The following is a 21,637-nucleotide window of genomic DNA, read 5'->3' on the forward strand; positions in this document are numbered from 1 at the left end:
GTATATAAAACAACTTCGTTGTTTACTTGCTATGTGCATCAACCACGGCAATGGCTACCATGTTTACAATTTCACGTACCGAACTACCTAGCTGCAATACGTGTACTGGCTTTTTCATTCCTAACAGAATTGGTCCTATTTTTTCAATATTCGCTATTTCTTTTACAAGGTTATAAGCAATATTTGAAGCCGAAAGGTTCGGGAAAATAAGCGTATTGGCACCACCTTCTACCAAGTCACAGAATGGATGATTCTCTCTTAGTAAATCTAGGTCAAATGGTAAGTGGGCCTGCATTTCGCCGTCTACAATCATCGTAGGATGTTTCTCTTTCAGAATTTCCACGGCTTTCTGCATTTTTATAGCGTCATCTCCATTGGCACTTCCGAAGTTCGAGTAAGTTAACAGAGCAATTCTTGGTTTAATATTAAATTTCTCTACTTCTTTGGCCGCAAGTTCGGTTATTTCAACAATTTCCTGCGTTGTAGGGTTAAAATTTACTGTGGTATCGGCAAGGAATAATGGGCCAAAACGGCTCATTAAAATATACATACCCGAAACCTTCTTTACCCCTTCCTGCGGTCCTATAATTTGAAGTGCCGGACGAATGGTTTCAGGGTAATTACGGGTCATGCCACCAATCATGGCATCGGCCTCGCCGGTTTCAACCATCATTGCGCCGAAATAATTCCGGTTTTGCATTAAAATAGTGGCCTCAAACTTATTATAACCTTTGCGTTTACGTTTTTCGTAGAAAAGATTTCCGAAGCGTTGAATGCGTTCTTCTTCCTGCATTGAACGAGGGTCAATAATTTCGATACCAGCTATATCGATGTGGTTTTCGAGTACCAACTGATTAATACGGTTTTCGTTTCCTAACAAAATCGGAATCGCTATTGCATCATCAATTACTTGTTGAGCAGCTTTTAAAACAGTCAGATTCTCGGCATCAGCAAAAACAACACGTTTTAATTTTTGCTTGGCTTTGGTAATAATTACTTTAGAAAGCGTATTATCTTGACCCAAACGTTTGGATAATTGAGTATCATAAGCCTCCCAGTCTACAATAGGAAATTTAGCTACACCCGTATCCATAGCAGCTTTTGCTACTGCCGGAGCTACCGTCGTAAGTAGGCGAGGGTCAACTGGTTTCGGAATAATATATTTTTTGCCAAAAATCAGGTTGTTTTCGCCATAAGCCAAATTTACAATATCAGGCACTGGCTTTTTAGCAAGTTCAGCTAATGCCCTTACGGCAGCCAGTTTCATTTCTTCGTTAATTACTTTCGAGCGTACATCTAATGCGCCTCTGAATATATAAGGAAACCCTAACACGTTGTTTACCTGATTAGGGTAGTCAGAACGCCCCGTGGCAAAAATAATATCTTCGCGGGCAGCCATAGCGTCGTCATAAGAAATTTCAGGAGTAGGATTTGCCATTGCAAACACAATACAGTCCTTAGCCATCGACTTCACCATTTCCTGATTCAGAATATTTCCTTTCGACAGCCCAATAAAAACATCTGCCCCCACAAGTGCTTCTGAAAGCGTAGTTTCGGCAGCAATGGTATCGTTAGCAAATTCAATTTTCTTGCCGTCAAGGTTGGTACGGCTTGGGTGAATAAGCCCTTTGCTATCGAACATAAAAATGTTTTTCTTTTGGGCTCCAAGCGAATTATACAAGCGAGTACACGAAATAGCCGAAGCTCCGGCACCATTGATAACAATCTTCACATCCTCAAATTTTTTGTTTACCAATTCGAGGGCATTTAACAAGGCTGCTGCCGAAATGATGGCTGTTCCGTGCTGGTCGTCGTGCATGACCGGAATATTCATTTCAGCCTTTAAGCGTTCTTCTATTTCAAAGCATTCAGGTGCTGAAATATCTTCCAGATTAACACCTCCGAAAGTAGGTTCCAGAATCTTTACTGTTCTTACAAACTCGTCAACATCTTTAGTATTTAGCTCAATGTCAAATACGTCAATGTCGGCATATATCTTGAATAGAAGCCCTTTCCCTTCCATAACGGGTTTACCAGCTTCCGGGCCAATATCTCCCAAGCCTAATACGGCTGTTCCGTTAGAGATAACAGCTACCAGATTACCTTTGGCGGTATACTTGTAAACGTCTTCAGGGTTTTCATAAATAGCCATACATGGGTCAGCAACACCAGGAGAATAAGCCAGAGTTAAATCTCTTTGCGTGGCTGTTTCTTTCGAGGGAATCACCTCAATTTTACCTGGTCGACCTTTCGCATGGTAATATAAGGCTTCTTCTTTCAATGTTTTCTTAGTACTCATTTTCGAATAAATTTTGATTCTAGCCGCGAAGGTACGCAGAGAATATATTTCGATAGATAGAAAATGTTATTTTTTACGCTGAAACAAGCATTATTTGGCTTAAATATGGGCTTATTGCTTAATATTATCGCTGATAATGTCTTCAAATTTGCCTACATTACTGAAGGCATGGTTCATTTTGGTACGGTCAAACTCATGTTCGTTGTTCGATAACCATACGGTGGCTACTCCATTGCCAATAAAATTGGTAATGGCACGGGCTTCTGACATGAATCGGTCAACAGCTAATAGCAAGCCAAGCCCCTCAAGCGGAATTACCTTGATAGCCGTCAGGGTTGAAGCCAGTACAATAAAACCACTGCCAGTTACACCCGCTGCCCCTTTAGAAGTAACCATCAGAATACCAATAATGGTAAGAATCTGTTGGATATCCAGATGTACATGAAAAACCTGCGCCAGAAATATCACCGCCATTGAAAGGTAAATAGTGGTGCCGTCCAGATTAAACGAATACCCCGCAGGAACCACTAAGCCAACCACTGATTTGGAACAACCCATTTTTTCGAGTTTTTCCATAAGCGAGGGTAAGGCCGCTTCAGAAGAAGAAGTGCCTAATACAATCAGTAGTTCCTCTCTAATATATTTTAGAAAACGCCACAGGTTTATTTTATAGTATTTGAGAATAAAATAAAGCACCACAAATACAAAAATGGCCATAGTTGTGTAAACGGTAATCATCAGTTTGCCTAAAGGCACCAATGTTTTTATACCATATTTGGCAATTGTGAATGCCATACCCCCAAAAGCTCCGATAGGAGCCAGTAACATTACTTTGTGTAAAGCCCAGAAAACCTTTTTTGAAATAGGAGTTAAAAAATTTACTACTGCCTGCCGCCCCGAATAATTGCTAAGTATCATGCCCAGTACAATAGCTATAACCAGCACTTGAAGCGTTACGTTGTCCCAGAAGAACTGAGACCAGCTAAAATCTTGCGCTCCTTTAGTATATTTCGATATATCGCCTTTTTTAATTTCGTCAGTAATAACGCCATTACCCGGGCGTAATATATTGGCAACCAAAATACCAATAATTAAGGCAATGGTTGTAACTATTTCAAAATATAACAATGCTTTGGCGCCAACTTTACCAACTTTTTTCAAATCCCCCATCGATATAATTCCCAATGTGATGGTCAGAAAAATAATCGGATTAATAAATAACTTCACGATACTGATGAAAAGGCTACTCAAAAACTCGCTCAGCGTAGTTTTAATTTCAAATTCGGCTATAAAAAGATTGAATTTAACGCCTTTGTCAAGTACAGTTGCCAATGCAACATCAGGGTAATAATGGCCTAATAAGATACCTAAAATAATGGCTGTTAATACCCAGAAGGTTAAGTTTGTAGAAAGTTTTTTCATGTTTAGGTTAGAGTTTTTTCCCGCTTAGAAACGTGGCTTCATCAATATTTTTACTTGTATCGCTATCAAGTGTTATTTTCCAACGGTTATTAATTTTATGAAGTACAACCGTGAATTTTCCGTAAAAAGCCGTAGTCTTTTCGTTAGCATCTGTGCTTGTTACTTTATAATAACCAATCTCAAAGGCCGACTCTGTATTGTGTATACGGTTTTCAAAACGTAACTCAATACTTTGTTTTTTATGTTTACGGAAATTCATTTCATTGCTTTGCTGAATATTGTTGCGGTATTCTTCAAAGGTAAAGATTCGCTGAGCATCTACCGGAACCCGCATTAAATCTCTTGAATGCAGGTTCATAAAACCTAGCGCATCATAATTGTTATATGCCTTCATGAATGGAATCCAGACTTGCTCGTTAATTTCGGCTTCAATGGCATCGGTTTGAGCATAAATATTAAAAAAACTACACATCAGAATGATGCAGAGTAGAGTTTTCATTTGTTTGGTCAGATAAGTGCAACATTATTAGGTTTCAAAACAAATGTAAGCATTTAATTCTGTTGCACGCTAGCAATGCACTTCTTTTCTTTCCAGACAAGTGGCCTCAGTACGTTTGTATAGGTGTCTGATTTAGCCTACCTTTACAGCCGAAACCTTCCAAAAAAACGCTTATTAGTAAAGTTTTAGTTACCTAATGTATAATTTTAAACTGATACACTCATTATTTTATGCACTAGCACATAAACATTAGCCAAAATGAATATTTATAATCTGAACTGTAAATACCCAGAAGCTATTAAGCAGTAATTTAAAGATAATCTGATACGATAAAAATATGGCTGCACACCCCAAACAACCCGAAGAAAAAATAAATATTAGCCAACGATTAAGAGCTTTAAACAATTTACCTGCCTTTGTAAAAGAAGTATACAGAATATCACCGCGTTTTACAATTATCAATATACTATTAAGGGTACTACGGGCGGCTATTCCAATTCTGACGCTGTATATAGCAAAATTAATTATTGATGAAGTAATTATAATTATTGGAAACAAAAGTTCAGATTTTCAGCATTTATGGCTATTGATTATTCTGGAATTTGGTTTTATAATTATTAGCGATATACTTAATCGAGGCATTAGTTTGACAGATACTTTGCTTGCAGAACTGTTCTCTAACGAAACATCAATAAAGCTCATGAACCACGCTGCCTCGCTGGACCTTGCCCAGTTCGAGGATGCTGCTTTTTATGATAAACTCGAAAGAGCAAGACAATATATTTCGACTAGAGCCAGCCTGTTGTCACAGTTATTTGGGCAATTGCAAGATGTTATTACCATGAGTGGCCTGCTTATCGGATTAATAACATTAAATCCGTGGCTGATATTATTACTATTAGTTGCAGTGGTACCCTCATTTGCAGGAGAATTAAACTTTAATACAAAAAATTATTTACTGCAAAGAAAATGGACTCCCCAACGCCGGCAATTAGACTATTACCGCTATACAGGGGCTAGTGATGAGACCGCCAAGGAAATAAAACTTTTTCATTTGTCCGATTTCCTGATTAAGCGTTTTACTGATTTATCAAGAAATTATTTTGATGAAACCAAAAAACTGGCCGTCAAGCGGGCTTTATGGGGGAGTGCATTAGGTGCTATTGGTACAATAGGCTATTTTTCTGCTTACAGTATTATTGTTTTTGAAACAGTTAAAGGCGTAATAACCATAGGGGGGCTAACATTCCTTACAGGGGCGTTTAGGCAATTACAATCTTTACTCGAAGGCGTATTGTCTCGTTTTACGAGTATTTCTCAGGGAGCTTTGTATCTGAACGACTTATTTGATTTTTATCAGATAAAGCCTTCTATTGTTTCGCCTGCTGTGCCAAGACCTATACCTAACCCTATTAGAGAGGGTTTTCGTTTTGAAAACGTAGGGTTTAAATATCCGAACTCTGACAATTGGGCAAGTCGTAACCTTTCTTTTACATTAAAAGCTGGAGAAAAACTGGCTCTGGTAGGAGAGAACGGCTCTGGAAAAACCACCATAGTTAAGTTGTTAACACGCCTGTATGACCCCGACGAAGGCAGAATCTTGCTGGATGGATACGATTTAAAAGAATATGACTTAGTAGAATTAAGGCAACAAATAGGTGTGATTTTTCAGGATTTTCTGCGTTTCCAGTTTACGGCCGGCGATAACATTGCCGTAGGAGACCTAAATTCATTAGGTGACTTGCCGGTATTGCAAAGAGCGGCGAGTCAGAGTCTTGCCGATGCCGTCATAGAAAAACTCCCATTACAATATAATCAACTTCTGGGTAGGCGTTTCGCGAAAGGAGTTGAGCTATCGGGCGGAGAGTGGCAGAAAATCGCACTGGCAAGAGCATACCTCAGAGAAGCCAATGTGGTTATTCTGGATGAACCAACCGCCGCGCTCGATGCCCGTTCTGAATATGAGGTGTTCCGTCGCTTTGCCGAGCTTACTATGGGTAAAACAGCAGTACTTATTTCACATCGATTCTCTACTGTCAGAATGGCTGACCGCATTCTGGTTCTGGATAAAGGACATATTCTGGAAATGGGTAGCCACGAAGAGCTATTAGCCAATAATGGCCGCTATGCTGAGTTATTTTATTTACAGGCCGAGGGGTACAGGTAAATCTCCAATCCTGTATTCGATCGATATTTTTTAGGTAAAGTAGCCATTAACTGGCTACTTTTATAGAATTTATTAGCTAGCCATTTTACCGTAATCAAGTATTTACACATCCCACAAAGCTATGGCAATTCTTAATTTGCCATAATCATAAAGTCCTTCTAAATCTTCAAAAAGTGGTTTTAAGGCATCGCCTTTTTGCATATTAAGGCGCATAGCTGCGGCTATTATCTGATTATACTCATAGCTCGGAATTAAATCTCGCAGGTTAATATCATTACCTTCTTCATGTAATTTTACTAAATGGCTTATGACAGTTACGGTACTCAGATTTCGCCTCATCGCAATATCTTCAACAGATAGACCTTTCTGATACAAATCGAGCGTTTCAGTATAAGTAAAGCCTTTGGCGATACGTGTTTTGCCACCTTCAGAGTTTTCACGAACAAAATCAAGAATCTCGTTAATAAACTTTTCACCGAATTGTCGGAATTTCTGTTCCCCAACACCCGACACCGCCAACATTTGTATTTTATTGATAGGTCTTTTTTGTGCCATGTCCGACAAGGTAGCATCCGAAAATATTACAAACGGAGGCAGGTTTTGTTCGTCAGCCAATTTTTTGCGCAACACACGCAAGCGGTCAAACAGTGCATCTTTAATAACTTCTTTTTTCGATTTCTCGCGAGGCATTTCTTCTTCTTGTCGGGCCTTTTTAACTTCATAAGGTTCAAACCTCACGAGCGGAACCTTTTTCTCTCCTTTAAGCACCTGCCACGAAACAGCATTCAGTTTCAAAGAGTGGCGTTCATCATAGGCAATATCAATAATACCCGAATTAAGCATTTGTGTAATGTAGTCGGCCCATTCTTCATATTTTAATTCTTTTCCTACACCAAAAGTTTTCAGTGTCTGAAAATTATGCTCAAATACATTACGGTTCTGGGCTCCTCTCAGAATATCAATCAGTAAACCCATAGCTACTTTTTCGTTAGTACGGGCAATGCCCGACAACGCCTTTTGGGTCAGAATAGTGGCATCAAATTTCACGGGCGGATTACGGCACACATCACAATTGCCACAATCTTTCTGAGCATCTTCGTTAAAATAACTTAGAAGCACCCTTCTCCGGCAAATTTCTGATTCTGCATACTGTTTCATTCGGTCGAGCTTAGCCAGTTGCACTTCTTTCATATTGTCGGGCAACTCCGAGTTCTGAATCATTTCCTTTCGGGTAATAATGTCAGCAAAACTGTAAAACAGTAGCGTGTCTGAAGGAAGGCCGTCACGTCCGGCACGGCCAATCTCCTGATAAAAGCTCTCAACATTCGAGGGTAAGCTATAATGTATCACAAAACGCACATTTGACTTATCGATACCCATCCCAAAGGCAATTGTGGCAACCATTACCTGAATTTCATCTTTGATAAAAGCATCTTGTACCTCTGAGCGTGTCTGAGCATCAATACCAGCATGGTAGTGCATGGCTCTAATACCTAATTTCCGTAAGCCTTCGGCTACTTCCTCTGTATTTTTTCTGCTAAGGCAATAAATAATACCAGACTCGTTGCTGCGCTTTGCAATAAACTGCTGAATCACCTTTAGCCTGTTTCTACCCGGCAGAACCGATAAACCAAGATTGGGCCTGTCAAAAGAAGCAATAAATGTTTTGGCTTCCGAAATCCCCAATTGTTTCAGAATATCTTTTCTAGTAACGCGGTCGGCAGTAGCTGTTAAAGCAACCATCGGAACTTCAGGAAACGTTTTTTTTAGAATATGTAACTGAGTATATTCAGGTCTGAAATCATGCCCCCATGTTGAAACACAATGTGATTCGTCAACGGCAATCAGAGTAACCCTAAGCGTTTTAATAAAATCAAGATAATTGGGCGATAGTAGTTTTTCGGGTGATATATAAAGTAACCTCAATTCACCAGAGCGGCATCTGGTTTCGATGTCGCGTTGTTCGGCCCCCGACAAAGTGCTGTTAATATAAGCTGCCGATACACCGTTGGCCTGTAAAGCCTGTACTTGGTCTTTCATTAAGGCAATAAGCGGAGAAATAACCAGTGTTAATCCGTCAAAAACTAGTGCAGGTACCTGAAAACAAATAGATTTTCCACCTCCGGTGGGCATAAGAACCAGACAATCCTGTTTGGCTAAAATTGTGTCGATAATTTCAGATTGAAGCGGGCGGAAGGTGTCATAACCAAAATATTTTTTAAGAACCTGTTCTTTTGTCATGTGTAGTTATACTATTTCTTTTTTTAACAAAATAATGAATAAATCTGAAATCTGTCTATAAAACCTTTTATTTTTACAATTTATTATTTCAACAAACCTAAAGTATCGTATGAAAAAACGCCTCTTAGCCTTTATTTTTTTTAGTTCTTACACCTTCGTTAACGCGCAAAGCAACCCGCAGGAAAAATCAGTTCAATATGCCGCAACCATTTCTGCCGATGATTTAAAACGCCACCTGACTTATATTGCCTCAGACAGCCTTGAAGGACGTGATACCGGCTCGAAAGGCCAACGCAAAGCCGCCGATTATATTGCCAAGCACTTTGCTGACTTGGGCTTGCAAGCCATTGTGCCAAATGCAAATGGCGAAAAAGGATATTTTCAGTTTTTTAATTTATACAGAAAAGGCTGGAAAGATGCCTATATAAAAATAGGAAATAAGAAAAAAGAATTCTTTAAAGACTATTATCCGAACGGCTTAACGAGTATTCCGAAGGAAGAATCAGTTAAAGTAGCTTTTGTAGGCTATGGTATTGAAAGCGATACCTACAACGATTACAAAGATATTGATGTAAAAGACAAAGCCATTATTATGCTTGAAGGCGAACCTAAAGATAAAGAAGGTAAATACCGCCTCACTAAAGCCGGAGAAAAATCGGACTGGGAAGATAAAACAGGTTTACAAAAGAAAATGAATATTGCATTGAACAAAGGGGCAAAAATGTTTTTTGTTGTTTCTGCCTCAGATGCTTCTGAGTTCAAAAGTCTGGCAGCCGAAAGAAAAGTAGTTCTTTCACGCTTTAACCGGATGTCTTTTACCGAATCGCCAACCCCTGAACAAGCGTCCTCAAACCCGACTTTCTATATTTCAAAGGAAATGGCAGCAGAAATGCTGGCTATAAAACCCAAGAAAATGGCCAAGCTTGTCGATAAAATTACAAGCACCGGTGTAAGTACGGCAGCTAGTGCAAAGGAGTCGACCGTATCAGTAAAGGCCGAAAGGGGAGAAGTACCTATTGAGACACAGAATGTGCTGGGCTTTTTGGAAGGAACCGACAAAAAAGATGAAGTTGTGCTGATTACGGCTCATTACGACCACGTAGGTGTTCAGAACGGGCAAATTTATAATGGAGCAGATGATGACGGTAGCGGCACCTGCGCTGTATTAGAAATAGCCGAAGCATTTGCCAAAGCCAAGAAGGAAGGTGCTGGCCCACGCAGAAGTATCCTGTTCATGACCGTAACAGGCGAAGAAAAAGGCTTGTTAGGCTCACAATATTACACAGATAAAAACCCGATTATACCTATTAGTAATTCGGTTTGTGACCTGAACATCGACATGATTGGCCGTATCGACAAAGAACACGCACCACGTCAGGATTATGTTTATCTGATAGGCTCTGATAAATTATCTTCAGAATTACACAAAATAAGCGAAGAAACAAACAATAAATTTATCAATTATCAGTTAGATTATACATACAATGACCCTAAAGACCCTAATCGTTTTTATTACCGTTCGGATCATTACAACTTCGCAAAACATAAAATACCTGTTATCTTCTATTTTACAGGCGTACATGAAGATTATCATCGTCCGGGAGACGACGTTGAAAAAATACTTTTCCCGAAATATCAGCAGATAGCCCGTTTAGTATTTCATACAGCCTGGGAGGTAGCGAACCGTGAAGAAAGAATTAAGGTTGATAGTAATAAGCCTTGACGAGTGAGATTTTGATAAAAAGGGCTTGTATTTTTTAAGGAAATATTTATGAACGAATTTTTTAGTTATAGCTCAGAATCCTAAATATTTAACTGTCTGATAATGAAAAAGTTATGTTTTCTGGCCCTACATTAAATCTAAATAATTAATCTTTAAAAAGTACAAAAGAATGATTTGCTAATAAAAAATTATCATGTTTGATATTTTTTGTTTCAACGATTTTGCTTAAACTTGTCCCATGATTGAAAAGAATATGTAATAGGTTTTAACAAAATTTTCTTTTAGTAATATTCTTTCTTTTAAAATTTTCACTTTTATTTACCAAAAAATTCATTGTTTCATTTTTTAAAACCCTAAAAATTTCAAAGCTAATGGAAAAAAAGACTACAGCCCCAGCAGCAAAACCAGCAGCCCCTAAGTCGTCTAAAGGTGGAGGATTAAATCCAGCTTTCGTTATTCCAATTCTACTTGTTATCGGTTTTTGTTTGTGGTATTTTCTTTTAGGAGATGCTTCGAACTTCTCTGATGCAGAAAAAAAACATCCAACAACTGCTATGGGTATAGTTTATTCAGGAGGTATTATTGTACCTATCTTGTTAACATTCATGCTCTCAGTATTGGTATTCTCAATTGAGCGTTTCATTACTATCAACAATGCTTCTGGAAAAGGTGACCTAGATGCGTTTGTTCGTAAAGTACGTTCACTTGTTGACTCAAACAACATTGCTGATGCGATTAAAGAATGTGACAGACAAAAAGGTTCAGTAGGTAACGTTACTAAAACTGCTCTCCAAAAGTACAGCCAGTTAGCTGCAGATGATACAATGGCTAAAGACCAAAAATTGGTTGCCCTACAAAAAGAAGTAGAAGAAGCTACTACATTAGAGCTTCCGATGTTAGAGAAAAACCTTACTATTCTTTCAACACTTGCATCAGTATCAACTCTTGTTGCCCTACTAGGAACCGTAATCGGTATGATTCGTTCATTCTTTGCACTTGGTTCTGGTGGTGGTGCTCCTGATGCATCTGCCCTTGCAACTGGTATTGCTGAGGCCTTGATTAACACCGCCTTAGGTATCGGTACATCGGCTATCTCTATTATCATGTATAACTTGTTTACCTCAAAAATAGATACGCTTACTTACAAGATTGACGAAATCGGAATGAGCCTTCAGCAAAACTTCGCTGCTCATCACTAAGAGAAGCAGTAAAGTTGAATAGTAGTTTAGTTTAAACATTTAAACTTTCGAAAAAAAAGCTATGGCAGCACCGAAACCAGCCAGAAAAAGTCCATCAATGGATATGACTGCGATGTGTGACGTTGCGTTCCTACTACTTACATTCTTCATCATGACAACCCAATTTAAAAGTCAGGAGTCTGTAACAGTAGATACGCCTTCATCCATCTCAGAAATTAAAATTGATGACAAGGATATGGCTACAATTACGATTGACAAAGACGGCAAATATTACTTTGGCGTTACAAACCCGACAGACAGATACTCGCTTATTCAGAAAATGAATGAGAAGTATAATGCTGGGCTTTCAGACTCACAACAAGCAAGTTTTACAAAATTGGCCGAAACAGGTGTTTCAATCAATGCCTTAAAACAATACTTGTCATTGTCGGAAGCACAGAAATCACAGGTGAAAATTGAAGGTATCCCGAATGACAGTACCAAAAGTGAATTAGTTGACTGGGTAAAGACTTATCTTACCGATATCAACAAAAAAGCTAAATTGGCTGTTCGTGGAGACGTAAAAACTCAATACCCTGCTATTAGAAAATTATTTACTGAACTAGGTAAAAATGACATTAACAAATTTCAGTTAATTACCGATTCAGAAAATAAAGAATAACATTATTTCTTGAACCCTTAAATTACCAGATAAAAATGGCAGAAATACAGGAATCAGGTGGTGGTGGTAAGAAAGGCGATGGTAAGGTCCGGTCGAAGAAATCAGGTGGTAAACCTGACATGACCCCGATGGTGGACTTGGGCTTCTTGCTTATTACATTCTTTATGTACACCACTACATTCGGCAAGCCCAACATGATGAAGTTGAACATGCCTGATAAACCAAAACCTGACGACCCACCACCACCAGAAGTAAAGGTAACCAATACCATTACTGTCTTGATGGGAAAAGACGACAGAGTTTTTTGGTATCAGAAACCACTTCCAGAACTAACAATTGCAGACATCAATGAAACAGACTACTCGGCCGAAGGCATCAGAAAAGCTGTTTTAGTGAAAAAAGCAAACGCACTTGATGTGAACAAATTCACTGTAATTATCAAGCCAAGTGATGATGCAAACTGGAAGAATACAGTTGATATTCTTGACGAGATGGCAATTACGAAGTCAGACCGCTACGCAATTGTTGACTTAGCTCCGAAAGAAAAAGAACTGCTTGACCAAAAGCTGGCAGAACCTAAAAAATAAGTAATCTAAGGAAAATAAAAAACAAAAAAATGGAAGCAAAAAATGCTAAAAACATCACCTTAGATGAAATTGTATTCGAAAATCGTAATAAAGATTACGGCGCATATTCACTAAGGAAAAATTACTCAAGATACCTGACAAGAGCAGCTCTTATCGGTATTGGGTTATTTGGTGGAGCATTGTTGGCAGCTTGGAGTTTCAATAAATTCGGTGGTTCTAAAGAAGAAGAACAACAAGTCGTTGAAATTGACCTCTCTAAGTTAAAGGAAGAAAAACAGGAAGAACAAAAACCTGATATTCCGCCTCCGCCACCAGAACCAGAGCCACCAAAGCAGGAAGTAGCTCAGATTAAGTTCATTCCGCCAGAACCAAAAGCTGACGAAGAAGTAAAGAACGAAGAACCACCACCAAAAGTGGAAGAGGTTGAAAATAAAGTTATTTCAAACGTGAACAAAGAAGGTGCTGAAACAGAAGAGGTAGCGGCTGCTCCTCCGCCAGTTGAAGCTCCTAAACCAGCCGAGATTGAGCAACCAAAAGAAGAAGAAATCTTTACAACGGTTGAGCAAAATCCTGAATTCCCAGGTGGTATTAAAGAAATGTATGCCTTCATTGGTAAAAACCTTAAATACCCATCTGCAGCACAACGTGCTAACGTTTCAGGAAGAGTATTTGCTAAATTCGTTGTTGAGAAAGACGGTAGAATTGGTGATGTTCAAATCTTGAAAGGTATTGGTTTTGGTTGCGACGAAGAAGCACAACGTGTAATCAAGGCAATGCCAAAATGGAACCCTGGTAAACAAAATGGTCGTAACGTAAGGGTATTCTTTACAATGCCAATTTCATTTGTATTAGAGTAAGAATGGCAGCACGACGTAATTCATCAGATAAACAACGTCAGGTATTTCAGCGAATCCTGCAATTGTCAATGGGTATGTTTGCCCTTGTCTATATTGTGCTAGGATACTATGTCATCAAATTGAAATGGTTAATGGTACCGCTCTCAGATAATCTGGCTTATGCTATGGGTGCTTTACTTATAGTATATGGCATTTTCAGAGGCTATCGGGCCTATATATCAATCAAAGACACAATGAATAACTGATTAATTTTTATTGATAAAAATATGCCACTTTGCGTAGCAGAGTGGCATATTTTTTAATTTTTTTTTAATATTATATTAAATTGTTTGCATTTTTCGTTCAGTAATTCTTATTTTTACATTGTTCTAACTTAAACTATACATAAATACTACCATGAGAAAGTACGTTCTCTTGTTAATATGTGCTTTGCTTTTAACTGAATGTTCCAAGCCTGAAAAGCCCGATTTACCTAATGACGGTGAAATAACAATCGCAGCGGACGAATCACTAAAACCTATTATTGATGCACAAGTAATGGCCTACAATGCCCATTACCCGAAGGCAATTATCCATGTAAGATATATGCCTGAGCAAAAAGCTATTGCATTAATGATGAGCGATTCGGTTGATATTGCAGTGGCAACCAGAGAAGCCACGGCCAATGAAAGAAGCTATTATACTTCGCGTAAAATAGACTACCTGCCTGCAAGAATGGCGCTGGATGGCGTAGCATTAATTACAAATCCGGCAAGCCCGATTGAGCATATTTCTTTACCAGAGTTGAAAGAAATGTTTGAGGGGAAACTGAATACTGATTATAAACTGGTTTTTGATAACAGTAATTCAAGTAATTTGTATTATATGCTTCAAAAACTGAACGTTCAGGATGTAAAGAAAGCAAATATCTTTGCTGCTAACGGTAACAAAGATGTAATTGAGTATGTAAAGAAAAACCCTAAAGCCATTGGCTTGATAGGCGGAAACTGGATTAGTGACCTTGATGACGCAAACAGCAGGTCTTTCATAGAAAGTGTGAAAGTACTGGGGGTTTCAAAATCAGACAAAGCCGGTGAAAATGAGTACTATAAGCCTACGACGGAGTCGCTGAGAGCAAGAAAATACCCACTCGAAAGAAGAGTATTATTGCACACAATGAAACACTACGGCTTATCAAAAGCATTTATCCGTTTTTGTTGTGCCCAGATAGGCCAGTTAGTAGTAGAAAAATCAGGCTTAATTCCTTATTATGTATATCCTAAGGGTGTAATTGTAAACAGAGAGCCGGCAAAATAGAACAATATTCTGAAAAGATTTGTTTTATTTGTTTAAATCAAAGTAAGTATCATTAACAACTTATTAATAAACCTCAGATAAAAGATTTTGTCTTAATCAACAAATGCAAAAGATTCAAAATGATTAGGCCAATAAGAACAAATTTTTTTCTGTTTGGAATACATTTTTTACCTTTGCATAATTTTTTTAACACAAAGAATTCGTAAACCTAACTTTCAGAGTGAAATGAACAAAATTTTGAGAGCTTTGTCAGTATCAGCGGTGGCGGTGCTGGCGTTGACATTCAACACCTTGGCACAAACAGTGCAGGACGGATTGAGAAATTTGGATGCCGAGCGGTACAACGCTGCTGGGACAGTTTTCAACCAATTAACCACTTCTGCCCCAACAGCAGAGAACTATTTTTATCTTGGGTATTATTACCTGAATCTGCCTGAACCAGATCTTGAAAAAGCTAAAGAGGCTTTTACAAAAGGCGCAGCAGTTGATAAAAAACCAGATCCTTTGAATCGTGTTGGCTTAGGCGCAGTAAAATTATTTTCGGGTGACAAAGCTGGTGCAAAGGCAGATTTTGACTTGATTAAAAAGGATACCAAAAATAAAAATGCTGATGTTTTATTTAGAATCGGAGAAGCATACGCGCTTTCGGAAGATGCTAAGTTTAACGACCCAGCAGAAGCAGTATTAAATGTACAGGCTGGTTTGGACGCTCAGAAAGTTAAAAACAACCCTGATTATTATATCGCTCTGGCAAAAGCATATTTATTGAAAAATGATGGTGGTGGCGCCATGACTGCCCTTGAAAATGCACTAAGCATGGGTCAGAAAGCTGCAATCATTCATACCTTAATGGGTAGAGTTTGGTTCCAGGGTAAAAATTATCCTAAAGCTCAGCAAGAATTGAACGAGGCAATTAAAGCCGACCCTGAGCATGCACCTGCTTACTGGTATCTGAGTAACTTGTTTCAAGTATTTGGCAAATATGATTTAGCTGCTAAAAACGCGAAATTATATCTTGAGAAAAGCGAAGCCTCTGATGCCGCTAAGTTGAGATACGTAAAACTTGCGTTTACGTCGAAAGACTACAACGGTGCAACAGAAGTACTTAACGGAATTTTCGATAAAATTCAGGACCCTGTTAAATACCGTTTGAAAGGTTATATTCAGATTGAAAAAGGCGAGTGTGCCGAAGGTGTAAAAAACATACAGGAATTCCTGAAAAAAGCACCACAAGACCGTCATTTACCATCTGACTACGGTACAATTGGTCATGGCTATATCTGTATCAAAGATGATGCAAATAAAGCGCTGAACGATTCACTAGGTATTGCTAGCATGGAAAAAGCAATTCAATTAGGCGATACAGCTTCTAATTATCTGAACGATATTGCAGCAGTATACAAAACTGCAAAAAGATGGGATAAACTAGCAGCAACCTATGAGAAATCAATTGCTTCTTCTAAAAAGGCATCAGCTCCTGATTATTACAATCTGGCCGACGCTTATATGCGCTCAAAAGAATACGTGAAAGCTGATTCAGCACTATCAAAAACAATTGAGCTCTACAAAGATTCGTGGTTGGTACCATATATCATCAAAGCACGTGCAAAGCAATATGCAAATCCGAACGATTCAACATTTGCAGCTGCTCCTGTGTATGAGAAATATATTTCGTTAGTACCTGAAGCTGAGAAAGCTAAAGATAATACCAAGAGATATCTTGCTGAGGCATACGGTTATTTAGGAATAAAAGCCTTGTTGCTTGATAAAGACACAACAAAGGCTAAAGAGTATATGAACCTTGTTCTTACTTATGACCCAACTAACCAGCAGGCATTGAAAGTATTGGAAAGCATCAACGGAGGTACAGCAGCACCAGCCAACGGAACAGCAACCCCACCAAACAACAACCCGTCGAACGGCGGAAGTAGTGGTGGGCCGAAAGGATGATTTTAAAATATAATCATAAAAAGGGTCTATTCTGATTCAGAATAGACCCTTTTTTGCCATAAAATAAATTATTTGCACAAAAATCATATAAATTTTAAAATTTGATTTTATTTTTGCCGTCCTGCACGTATACTAATCAGAACGGCAAGAACAAAGAACTTTAACTTTACTTATGTTTAATCTTGTAATATTTGGACCTCCCGGTGCCGGTAAAGGCACTCAATCAGCAAAAATTATTGACAAATATACGCTTGCTCATATTTCGACCGGCGATATGTTCAGAATGCACATCAGCCAAAAAACAGAACTTGGACAAAGAGTTAAGCAAATACTTGACGATGGCTTGCTGGTACCTGATTCTATCACGATCGATATGTTGGAAGAAGAAGTACAGAATAATCCAGACGCAAAAGGTTTTATTTTCGATGGATTCCCTCGTACTGTTCCGCAAGCCGAAGCACTTGATAAATTTCTGGAAGGAAAAGGAGAGAAAATAAATCTGGTTTTGCAGCTAGATGTTACAGAGGCAGAAATTAAAAATCGTATTGCCGAACGTAAAAAAATAAGCGGCAGAGCCGATGATGACGAAGAAAAACTATTGAAACGTATCGACGAATATTTTACCAAAACTATCCATGTATTGCCATTTTACCAAGAACAAGGAAAAGTTGTAAAAGTTAATGGTATTGGTAATATAGAAGAAATATTCGGCACGATTTGTGAAGCTATTGATGCAGCACAAGCATAGTTTCAGAACTGATTCTATTTTATAATGGTTATAATAAAATAGAATCATTAATATTTATGAAACTCTTTGAGATTTAAATTGACCGTGTAAGTTATGACAAGTAATTTTATAGACTATGTGAAAATAAATTGCCGCTCAGGCAATGGTGGGGCTGGGTCAAAACATTTTCGGAGAGAAAAACACGTTCCTAATGGTGGCCCTGACGGTGGCGATGGTGGCCGCGGTGGGCATATTGTTTTAAAAGGAAATGCCCAACACTGGACACTCCTGCATTTAAAATACCAAAAGCATATAAAAGCCGACCACGGAACCGCAGGTGAAGGAGGCAGAAGAACAGGACCGCAAGGAAAAGACCAGATAATTGAAGTACCTCTCGGAACAGTAGCTAGAGATGCTGAAACCGGTGAAATAATTGGAGAGGTAACAGAAGATGGTCAAAAAATAATTTTATTACCCGGTGGAAGAGGAGGTTTAGGAAATTTCCATTTCAGAAATTCCACTAATCAAGCACCAGAGTATGCTCAGCCAGGCGAAGAAGGTCAGGAAGCCTGGATTATTCTGGAACTTAAAATTCTAGCTGACGTGGGCCTTGTAGGCTTCCCTAATGCTGGTAAATCAACTTTATTATCGGTGGTTTCTGCTGCAAAGCCCGAAATAGCCGACTACCCTTTTACAACTCTTACGCCTAATTTAGGTGTCGTGGCTTATCGTGATTTTAAGTCTTTTGTAATGGCCGATATCCCCGGTATTATTGAAGGTGCTGCTCACGGAAAAGGCCTCGGCCTGCGTTTTCTTAGGCATATCGAACGAAACTCAATACTGCTGTTTCTGGTTTCGGCCGATAGTGAAAATCCATTAAAAGAGTACAAAACCCTACTCAAAGAATTAAAACAGTACAACCCTGAATTACTGGACAAAAAACGAATTTTAGGTATTTCGAAATGTGATTTGATTGACGAGAAGCAACTCACAAAAATTAAGAAGAAAATTCCAGAAGAATTACCTGCTGTGTTTTTTTCAGCCTTGACAAACCAAGGCATTGAAGAACTAAAAGATGTAATCTGGAATAATTTGTAAAAAAAACTTGCAATAACCCTTAATTTAGAAATACTAAAGAGATTGGTGTGCCTTGGGTATGATACCACAAGTATCATGGCTGTGCTATTCTGTTAATTTATTGCAACAATAAATTAATGGCTGGTTTTGAATATTTTATTCCACAACGATAATAATATTTAATTGAGTGAACCTTTACTTTTTATCTAAAACCATGGGGAAAATACTTGTGGGGTTATTGCTCTTGGTACAAACAAGCAGCTTTGCACAATTATTGATTACCTTTCCGGTAAACCGTTCTGTATTTCAGAGAAATAACTCTGGAGGCGGAATAATACCTATTGCTGGTACCTTTCAGACCAGAGTCGACAGAATAGATGCCCGTCTGGTGCCTGTAAAAGGTGGTTTTCAGGTCGATTGGATACCTATTTCGTTTAATCCTAACTTCGGAAGTTTCTCAGGCAGCATTTATGCTATCGGCGGTTGGTATAAGCTAGAAGTAAGGGCAATCAGAGATGGCGGAGTTGTTGCATCAGTGTTTTTAGAAAAAGTAGGTATAGGCGAGGTCTTTTTAATTGCAGGGCAATCAAATGCACAAGGATACGAAGGTAGAGGAAACCCACCTGCTGCCGACGACAGAGTAAATGTCATTACTAATTTCTACTCATTCGGGCAAATTACCGATGTTCCGTTTCCGGTAATATCTCATCTCGACGAAAATATTAAAATAGCTCCTTTAGGTAATGGTTCATGGTGTTGGGGTAAATTGGGCGATTTGCTTGCGGCAAAACTCGATGTACCCATAATGTTTTTTAATGCTGCCTTCGAGGCATTAGGCATTGAAGAATGGCGCAAAAGTGCTGACGGTGAGCCTGGAAGAGATTTTTACTCGGGTAACTATGCCAAGCCCGGATATCCTTTTGAGAATATCCGCAAATCGATGCACTATTATAGCAATATGTTTGGAGTAAGGGCTATCTTGTGGCATCAGGGTGAGACTGACAACGACAAAGGAACCAGTTTTGAAGTATATAAAGATGCTTTACAGTATGTTATTCAGCGCAGCCGAAACGATAGTGGCCGAGATGTAAGCTGGGTGGTTAGTAAGGCTTCACGAACACGGAGAGGTACTTCTCAAACCATTATTGAAGCTCAAAAAGCAGTAATTCAAAGCTATCCGAATGTATTTGATGGCCCCGAAACCGATGGTATCACGTATCGGTCTGATGGCGTGCATTTCGATAGCTTTAGCCTTGTTCAGTTAGCCGAAGCATGGAACGATAAACTCAATAACGATTTCTTTTTACGGTCGAATCCCATTCCGTCCTCGTCTCCATTGTATTTTCAGATGACTTGCAACCCCGACGATACAAATAATCCTTTAACACTATTTATGCCAGACGGCTTCAAAGAATATGCTTGGACAAACGGTTTCGGTAATATCAACAATAGCTCTAGCGTAAGCCTTAAATCAGGATTTTTCAGAGGTAAAGCAATCGATTATCTCGGAAATGTATATTATACCGCAGGTGTTAATTACGGAGACAATGTTATTCCGGCTAAGCCTTTTCTCATAGCCGAAGGCACAACAAGTTTTTGTCAGGGAGGAAGCGTAACGCTACGCTCATCGCTCGATGAGGAAATCATCTGGAGTACAGGTGAATATACCTCCTCAATTGTAGTTTCTCAGCCGGGTACCTATTATATCAATAAATTCAATTTTCTTGGGTGTACCAATACCTCTAACGGTGTTAATATAACTGTATATCCTACTCCCGAAGCCAGAATTATACCCGAAGGTCCTACGACATTCTGTGCCGATAAGCAGGTCACCCTACGGTCGGTTGCTAATGCCGGAAACTTATGGAATAACGGGCAAAGTAGCCCAAGTATATCAGTAAGCCAGTCAGGAGAATACTTTCTGAAAGTTAAAAATGAATTTGGTTGTGAAAATATCTCAGATAAAATAGCAATAACGGTAAATCCAATGCCCGAGCAGCCTACAATTGTTGCAGATGGCCCAACTGTTTTTTGTGCTGATACGGTCGTGAACCTGACTTCAAGCGTTTTAAATGATATTGCATGGAATACCGGAGAAAATCTTTCTAAATTAAGGATAGACAAAAGTGGAGATTTCTTTGTAACTGCAAAAAACCAGTTTGGTTGCGAGCGGGTTTCAAATATGATTTCTGTAAAAGTAAATCCTATTCCTGCTAAACCTAGTATTACAGCAAGCGGGCTAACTACCTTTTGCAGAGGAGATAGCGTAGCCCTGACAGCTACAAACAGCGTTGGATATCGCTGGAATAACACACAAACCATACAGCAATTATCGGTAAAAAGCTCTGGGGTTTTTTCTGTAAAAATCATTGACGAAAACGGTTGTGTTTCACCACCTTCTGACGAAGTCAGCGTCGATGTTAAAGACAATCCGCAAAGTATCGAGGTTTTGCAATCAGGCACCTATACACTTGAAGCACTAACGGCGGGTATTTTTGATACAAAATTTGAGTGGGTAAAAGATGGCGTATTATTGCCTGCCCAAGAAAAATCAATTAAAGGCCGCCAAGCAGGTATGTATGCCGTAAAAGGGTCTATTTTATATACACTAAAAGATGGCAGCACACTCAGATGCTATTCCAGTCTTTCCAATCCTTATAAATATACCATCGACCCATCAAATGGTGGTGCTGTTATTTTTCCTAATCCGGTTTCTGACGATAAAGTGAGTATCGAAACCCTTGAAGACCTCGAAAACGTAGAAATAAAATTCTATGACCCACGTGGTTTTGTAATAAGAAACTTCACGGTTGACAAATTTGATGCCAGAAAGACACTCAACCTTTCAAACCTCGCAATGGGCTTATACATTGTTAGCATTAAAAATAAAGATTTTAGTGTACTAAAACGAGTTTTTGTTGAATAAAAATAA

The 21,637-nt window shown here is 38.8% G+C and carries 16 protein-coding genes; 12 read left to right on the forward strand and 4 right to left on the reverse strand.

Translation table 11 applies throughout. The annotated features are described in order from the left end of the window. Nucleotides 1–22: 22 nt before the first annotated feature. The 3 genes from WAA15_RS18760 to WAA15_RS18770 form a co-directional block, all read right to left on the reverse strand. The gene (locus WAA15_RS18760) at nucleotides 23–2,299 is read right to left on the reverse strand and encodes an NADP-dependent malic enzyme (RefSeq protein ID WP_337044361.1); all 2,277 of its coding nucleotides are present in this window, start codon (nucleotides 2,297–2,299) and stop codon (nucleotides 23–25) included. Nucleotides 2,300–2,410: 111 nt separating this feature from the next. Then, the gene (locus tag WAA15_RS18765) at nucleotides 2,411–3,721 is read right to left on the reverse strand and encodes a cation:dicarboxylate symporter family transporter (RefSeq protein WP_337044362.1); all 1,311 of its coding nucleotides are present in this window, start codon (nucleotides 3,719–3,721) and stop codon (nucleotides 2,411–2,413) included. Nucleotides 3,722–3,728: 7 nt separating this feature from the next. Further along, entirely contained in the window at nucleotides 3,729–4,220 is a 492-nt protein-coding gene (locus tag WAA15_RS18770) for a YybH family protein (RefSeq protein WP_337044363.1), read from the reverse strand. Nucleotides 4,221–4,557: 337 nt separating this feature from the next. Between WAA15_RS18770 and WAA15_RS18775 the strand changes: the two genes are divergently transcribed. Beyond that, nucleotides 4,558–6,387 carry an ABC transporter ATP-binding protein gene (locus WAA15_RS18775; protein WP_337044364.1) on the forward strand — a complete coding sequence of 610 codons (1,830 nt, stop codon included), beginning with the start codon at nucleotides 4,558–4,560 and terminating at the stop codon, nucleotides 6,385–6,387. A 102-nt stretch (nucleotides 6,388–6,489) separates the two neighbouring features. Here the strand turns inward: WAA15_RS18775 and recQ are convergent, their stop codons facing one another. Continuing rightward, nucleotides 6,490–8,628 (reverse strand): DNA helicase RecQ, encoded by a 2,139-nt coding sequence (recQ, locus tag WAA15_RS18780; protein WP_337044365.1) that lies wholly within the window; start codon nucleotides 8,626–8,628, stop codon nucleotides 6,490–6,492. Nucleotides 8,629–8,737: 109 nt separating this feature from the next. Here recQ and WAA15_RS18785 point away from each other — a divergent pair, with 109 nt between their 5' ends. From WAA15_RS18785 to WAA15_RS18835, 11 genes are all read left to right on the forward strand, one after another. Continuing rightward, the gene (locus WAA15_RS18785; RefSeq protein ID WP_337044366.1) at nucleotides 8,738–10,351 is read left to right on the forward strand and encodes a M28 family peptidase; all 1,614 of its coding nucleotides are present in this window, start codon (nucleotides 8,738–8,740) and stop codon (nucleotides 10,349–10,351) included. Between the two features lie 371 nt (nucleotides 10,352–10,722). Then, nucleotides 10,723–11,550, forward strand: coding sequence for a MotA/TolQ/ExbB proton channel family protein (locus tag WAA15_RS18790; RefSeq protein ID WP_337044367.1), 828 nt, complete (start codon nucleotides 10,723–10,725; stop codon nucleotides 11,548–11,550). Nucleotides 11,551–11,611: 61 nt separating this feature from the next. Then, nucleotides 11,612–12,211: an ExbD/TolR family protein gene (locus WAA15_RS18795; protein ID WP_337044368.1), complete on the forward strand. Its 600-nt coding sequence runs from the start codon at nucleotides 11,612–11,614 to the stop codon at nucleotides 12,209–12,211. 35 nt (nucleotides 12,212–12,246) lie between these two features. Further along, nucleotides 12,247–12,798: an ExbD/TolR family protein gene (locus WAA15_RS18800; protein ID WP_337044369.1), complete on the forward strand. Its 552-nt coding sequence runs from the start codon at nucleotides 12,247–12,249 to the stop codon at nucleotides 12,796–12,798. Nucleotides 12,799–12,827: 29 nt separating this feature from the next. Beyond that, nucleotides 12,828–13,655 (forward strand): energy transducer TonB, encoded by an 828-nt coding sequence (locus WAA15_RS18805; RefSeq protein ID WP_337044370.1) that lies wholly within the window; start codon nucleotides 12,828–12,830, stop codon nucleotides 13,653–13,655. 2 nt (nucleotides 13,656–13,657) lie between these two features. Further along, nucleotides 13,658–13,900 carry a hypothetical protein gene (locus WAA15_RS18810; RefSeq protein ID WP_337044371.1) on the forward strand — a complete coding sequence of 81 codons (243 nt, stop codon included), beginning with the start codon at nucleotides 13,658–13,660 and terminating at the stop codon, nucleotides 13,898–13,900. A gap of 151 nt (nucleotides 13,901–14,051) precedes the next feature. Beyond that, on the forward strand, nucleotides 14,052–14,951 hold the full coding sequence (locus WAA15_RS18815) for a PstS family phosphate ABC transporter substrate-binding protein (protein ID WP_337044372.1): 900 nt from the start codon (nucleotides 14,052–14,054) through the stop codon (nucleotides 14,949–14,951). A gap of 225 nt (nucleotides 14,952–15,176) precedes the next feature. Continuing rightward, nucleotides 15,177–16,901: a tetratricopeptide repeat protein gene (locus WAA15_RS18820; RefSeq protein WP_337044373.1), complete on the forward strand. Its 1,725-nt coding sequence runs from the start codon at nucleotides 15,177–15,179 to the stop codon at nucleotides 16,899–16,901. Nucleotides 16,902–17,073: 172 nt separating this feature from the next. Continuing rightward, nucleotides 17,074–17,649, forward strand: a complete 576-nt coding sequence (locus WAA15_RS18825; protein WP_337044374.1) for an adenylate kinase — start codon at nucleotides 17,074–17,076, stop codon at nucleotides 17,647–17,649. Nucleotides 17,650–17,742: 93 nt separating this feature from the next. Beyond that, nucleotides 17,743–18,726 carry a GTPase ObgE gene (gene obgE / locus WAA15_RS18830; protein ID WP_337044375.1) on the forward strand — a complete coding sequence of 328 codons (984 nt, stop codon included), beginning with the start codon at nucleotides 17,743–17,745 and terminating at the stop codon, nucleotides 18,724–18,726. Nucleotides 18,727–18,919: 193 nt separating this feature from the next. Next, the gene (locus WAA15_RS18835) at nucleotides 18,920–21,631 is read left to right on the forward strand and encodes a T9SS type A sorting domain-containing protein (RefSeq protein WP_337044376.1); all 2,712 of its coding nucleotides are present in this window, start codon (nucleotides 18,920–18,922) and stop codon (nucleotides 21,629–21,631) included. Nucleotides 21,632–21,637 lie beyond the last annotated feature (6 nt).

This window comes from Emticicia sp. 17c (genome assembly GCF_037153985.1).
Taxonomy (GTDB): Bacteria; Bacteroidota; Bacteroidia; order Cytophagales; family Spirosomataceae; genus Emticicia.

Excerpts from the sequence above, each read along its gene's own strand:
- WAA15_RS18785 (WP_337044366.1), top strand. The coding sequence starts at position 8,738 with ATGAAAAAACGCCTCTTAGCCTTTATTTTTTTTAGTTCTTACACCTTC.
- obgE (WP_337044375.1), top strand. The coding sequence starts at position 17,743 with ATGACAAGTAATTTTATAGACTATGTGAAAATAAATTGCCGCTCAGGC.
- WAA15_RS18790 (WP_337044367.1), top strand. The coding sequence starts at position 10,723 with ATGGAAAAAAAGACTACAGCCCCAGCAGCAAAACCAGCAGCCCCTAAG.
- WAA15_RS18820 (WP_337044373.1), top strand. The coding sequence starts at position 15,177 with ATGAACAAAATTTTGAGAGCTTTGTCAGTATCAGCGGTGGCGGTGCTG.
- WAA15_RS18825 (WP_337044374.1), top strand. The coding sequence starts at position 17,074 with ATGTTTAATCTTGTAATATTTGGACCTCCCGGTGCCGGTAAAGGCACT.
- WAA15_RS18795 (WP_337044368.1), top strand. The coding sequence starts at position 11,612 with ATGGCAGCACCGAAACCAGCCAGAAAAAGTCCATCAATGGATATGACT.
- recQ (WP_337044365.1), bottom strand. The coding sequence starts at position 8,628 with ATGACAAAAGAACAGGTTCTTAAAAAATATTTTGGTTATGACACCTTC.
- WAA15_RS18800 (WP_337044369.1), top strand. The coding sequence starts at position 12,247 with ATGGCAGAAATACAGGAATCAGGTGGTGGTGGTAAGAAAGGCGATGGT.
- WAA15_RS18775 (WP_337044364.1), top strand. The coding sequence starts at position 4,558 with ATGGCTGCACACCCCAAACAACCCGAAGAAAAAATAAATATTAGCCAA.
- WAA15_RS18760 (WP_337044361.1), bottom strand. The coding sequence starts at position 2,299 with ATGAGTACTAAGAAAACATTGAAAGAAGAAGCCTTATATTACCATGCG.
- WAA15_RS18810 (WP_337044371.1), top strand. The coding sequence starts at position 13,658 with ATGGCAGCACGACGTAATTCATCAGATAAACAACGTCAGGTATTTCAG.
- WAA15_RS18770 (WP_337044363.1), bottom strand. The coding sequence starts at position 4,220 with ATGAAAACTCTACTCTGCATCATTCTGATGTGTAGTTTTTTTAATATT.
- WAA15_RS18765 (WP_337044362.1), bottom strand. The coding sequence starts at position 3,721 with ATGAAAAAACTTTCTACAAACTTAACCTTCTGGGTATTAACAGCCATT.
- WAA15_RS18805 (WP_337044370.1), top strand. The coding sequence starts at position 12,828 with ATGGAAGCAAAAAATGCTAAAAACATCACCTTAGATGAAATTGTATTC.
- WAA15_RS18835 (WP_337044376.1), top strand. The coding sequence starts at position 18,920 with ATGGGGAAAATACTTGTGGGGTTATTGCTCTTGGTACAAACAAGCAGC.
- WAA15_RS18815 (WP_337044372.1), top strand. The coding sequence starts at position 14,052 with ATGAGAAAGTACGTTCTCTTGTTAATATGTGCTTTGCTTTTAACTGAA.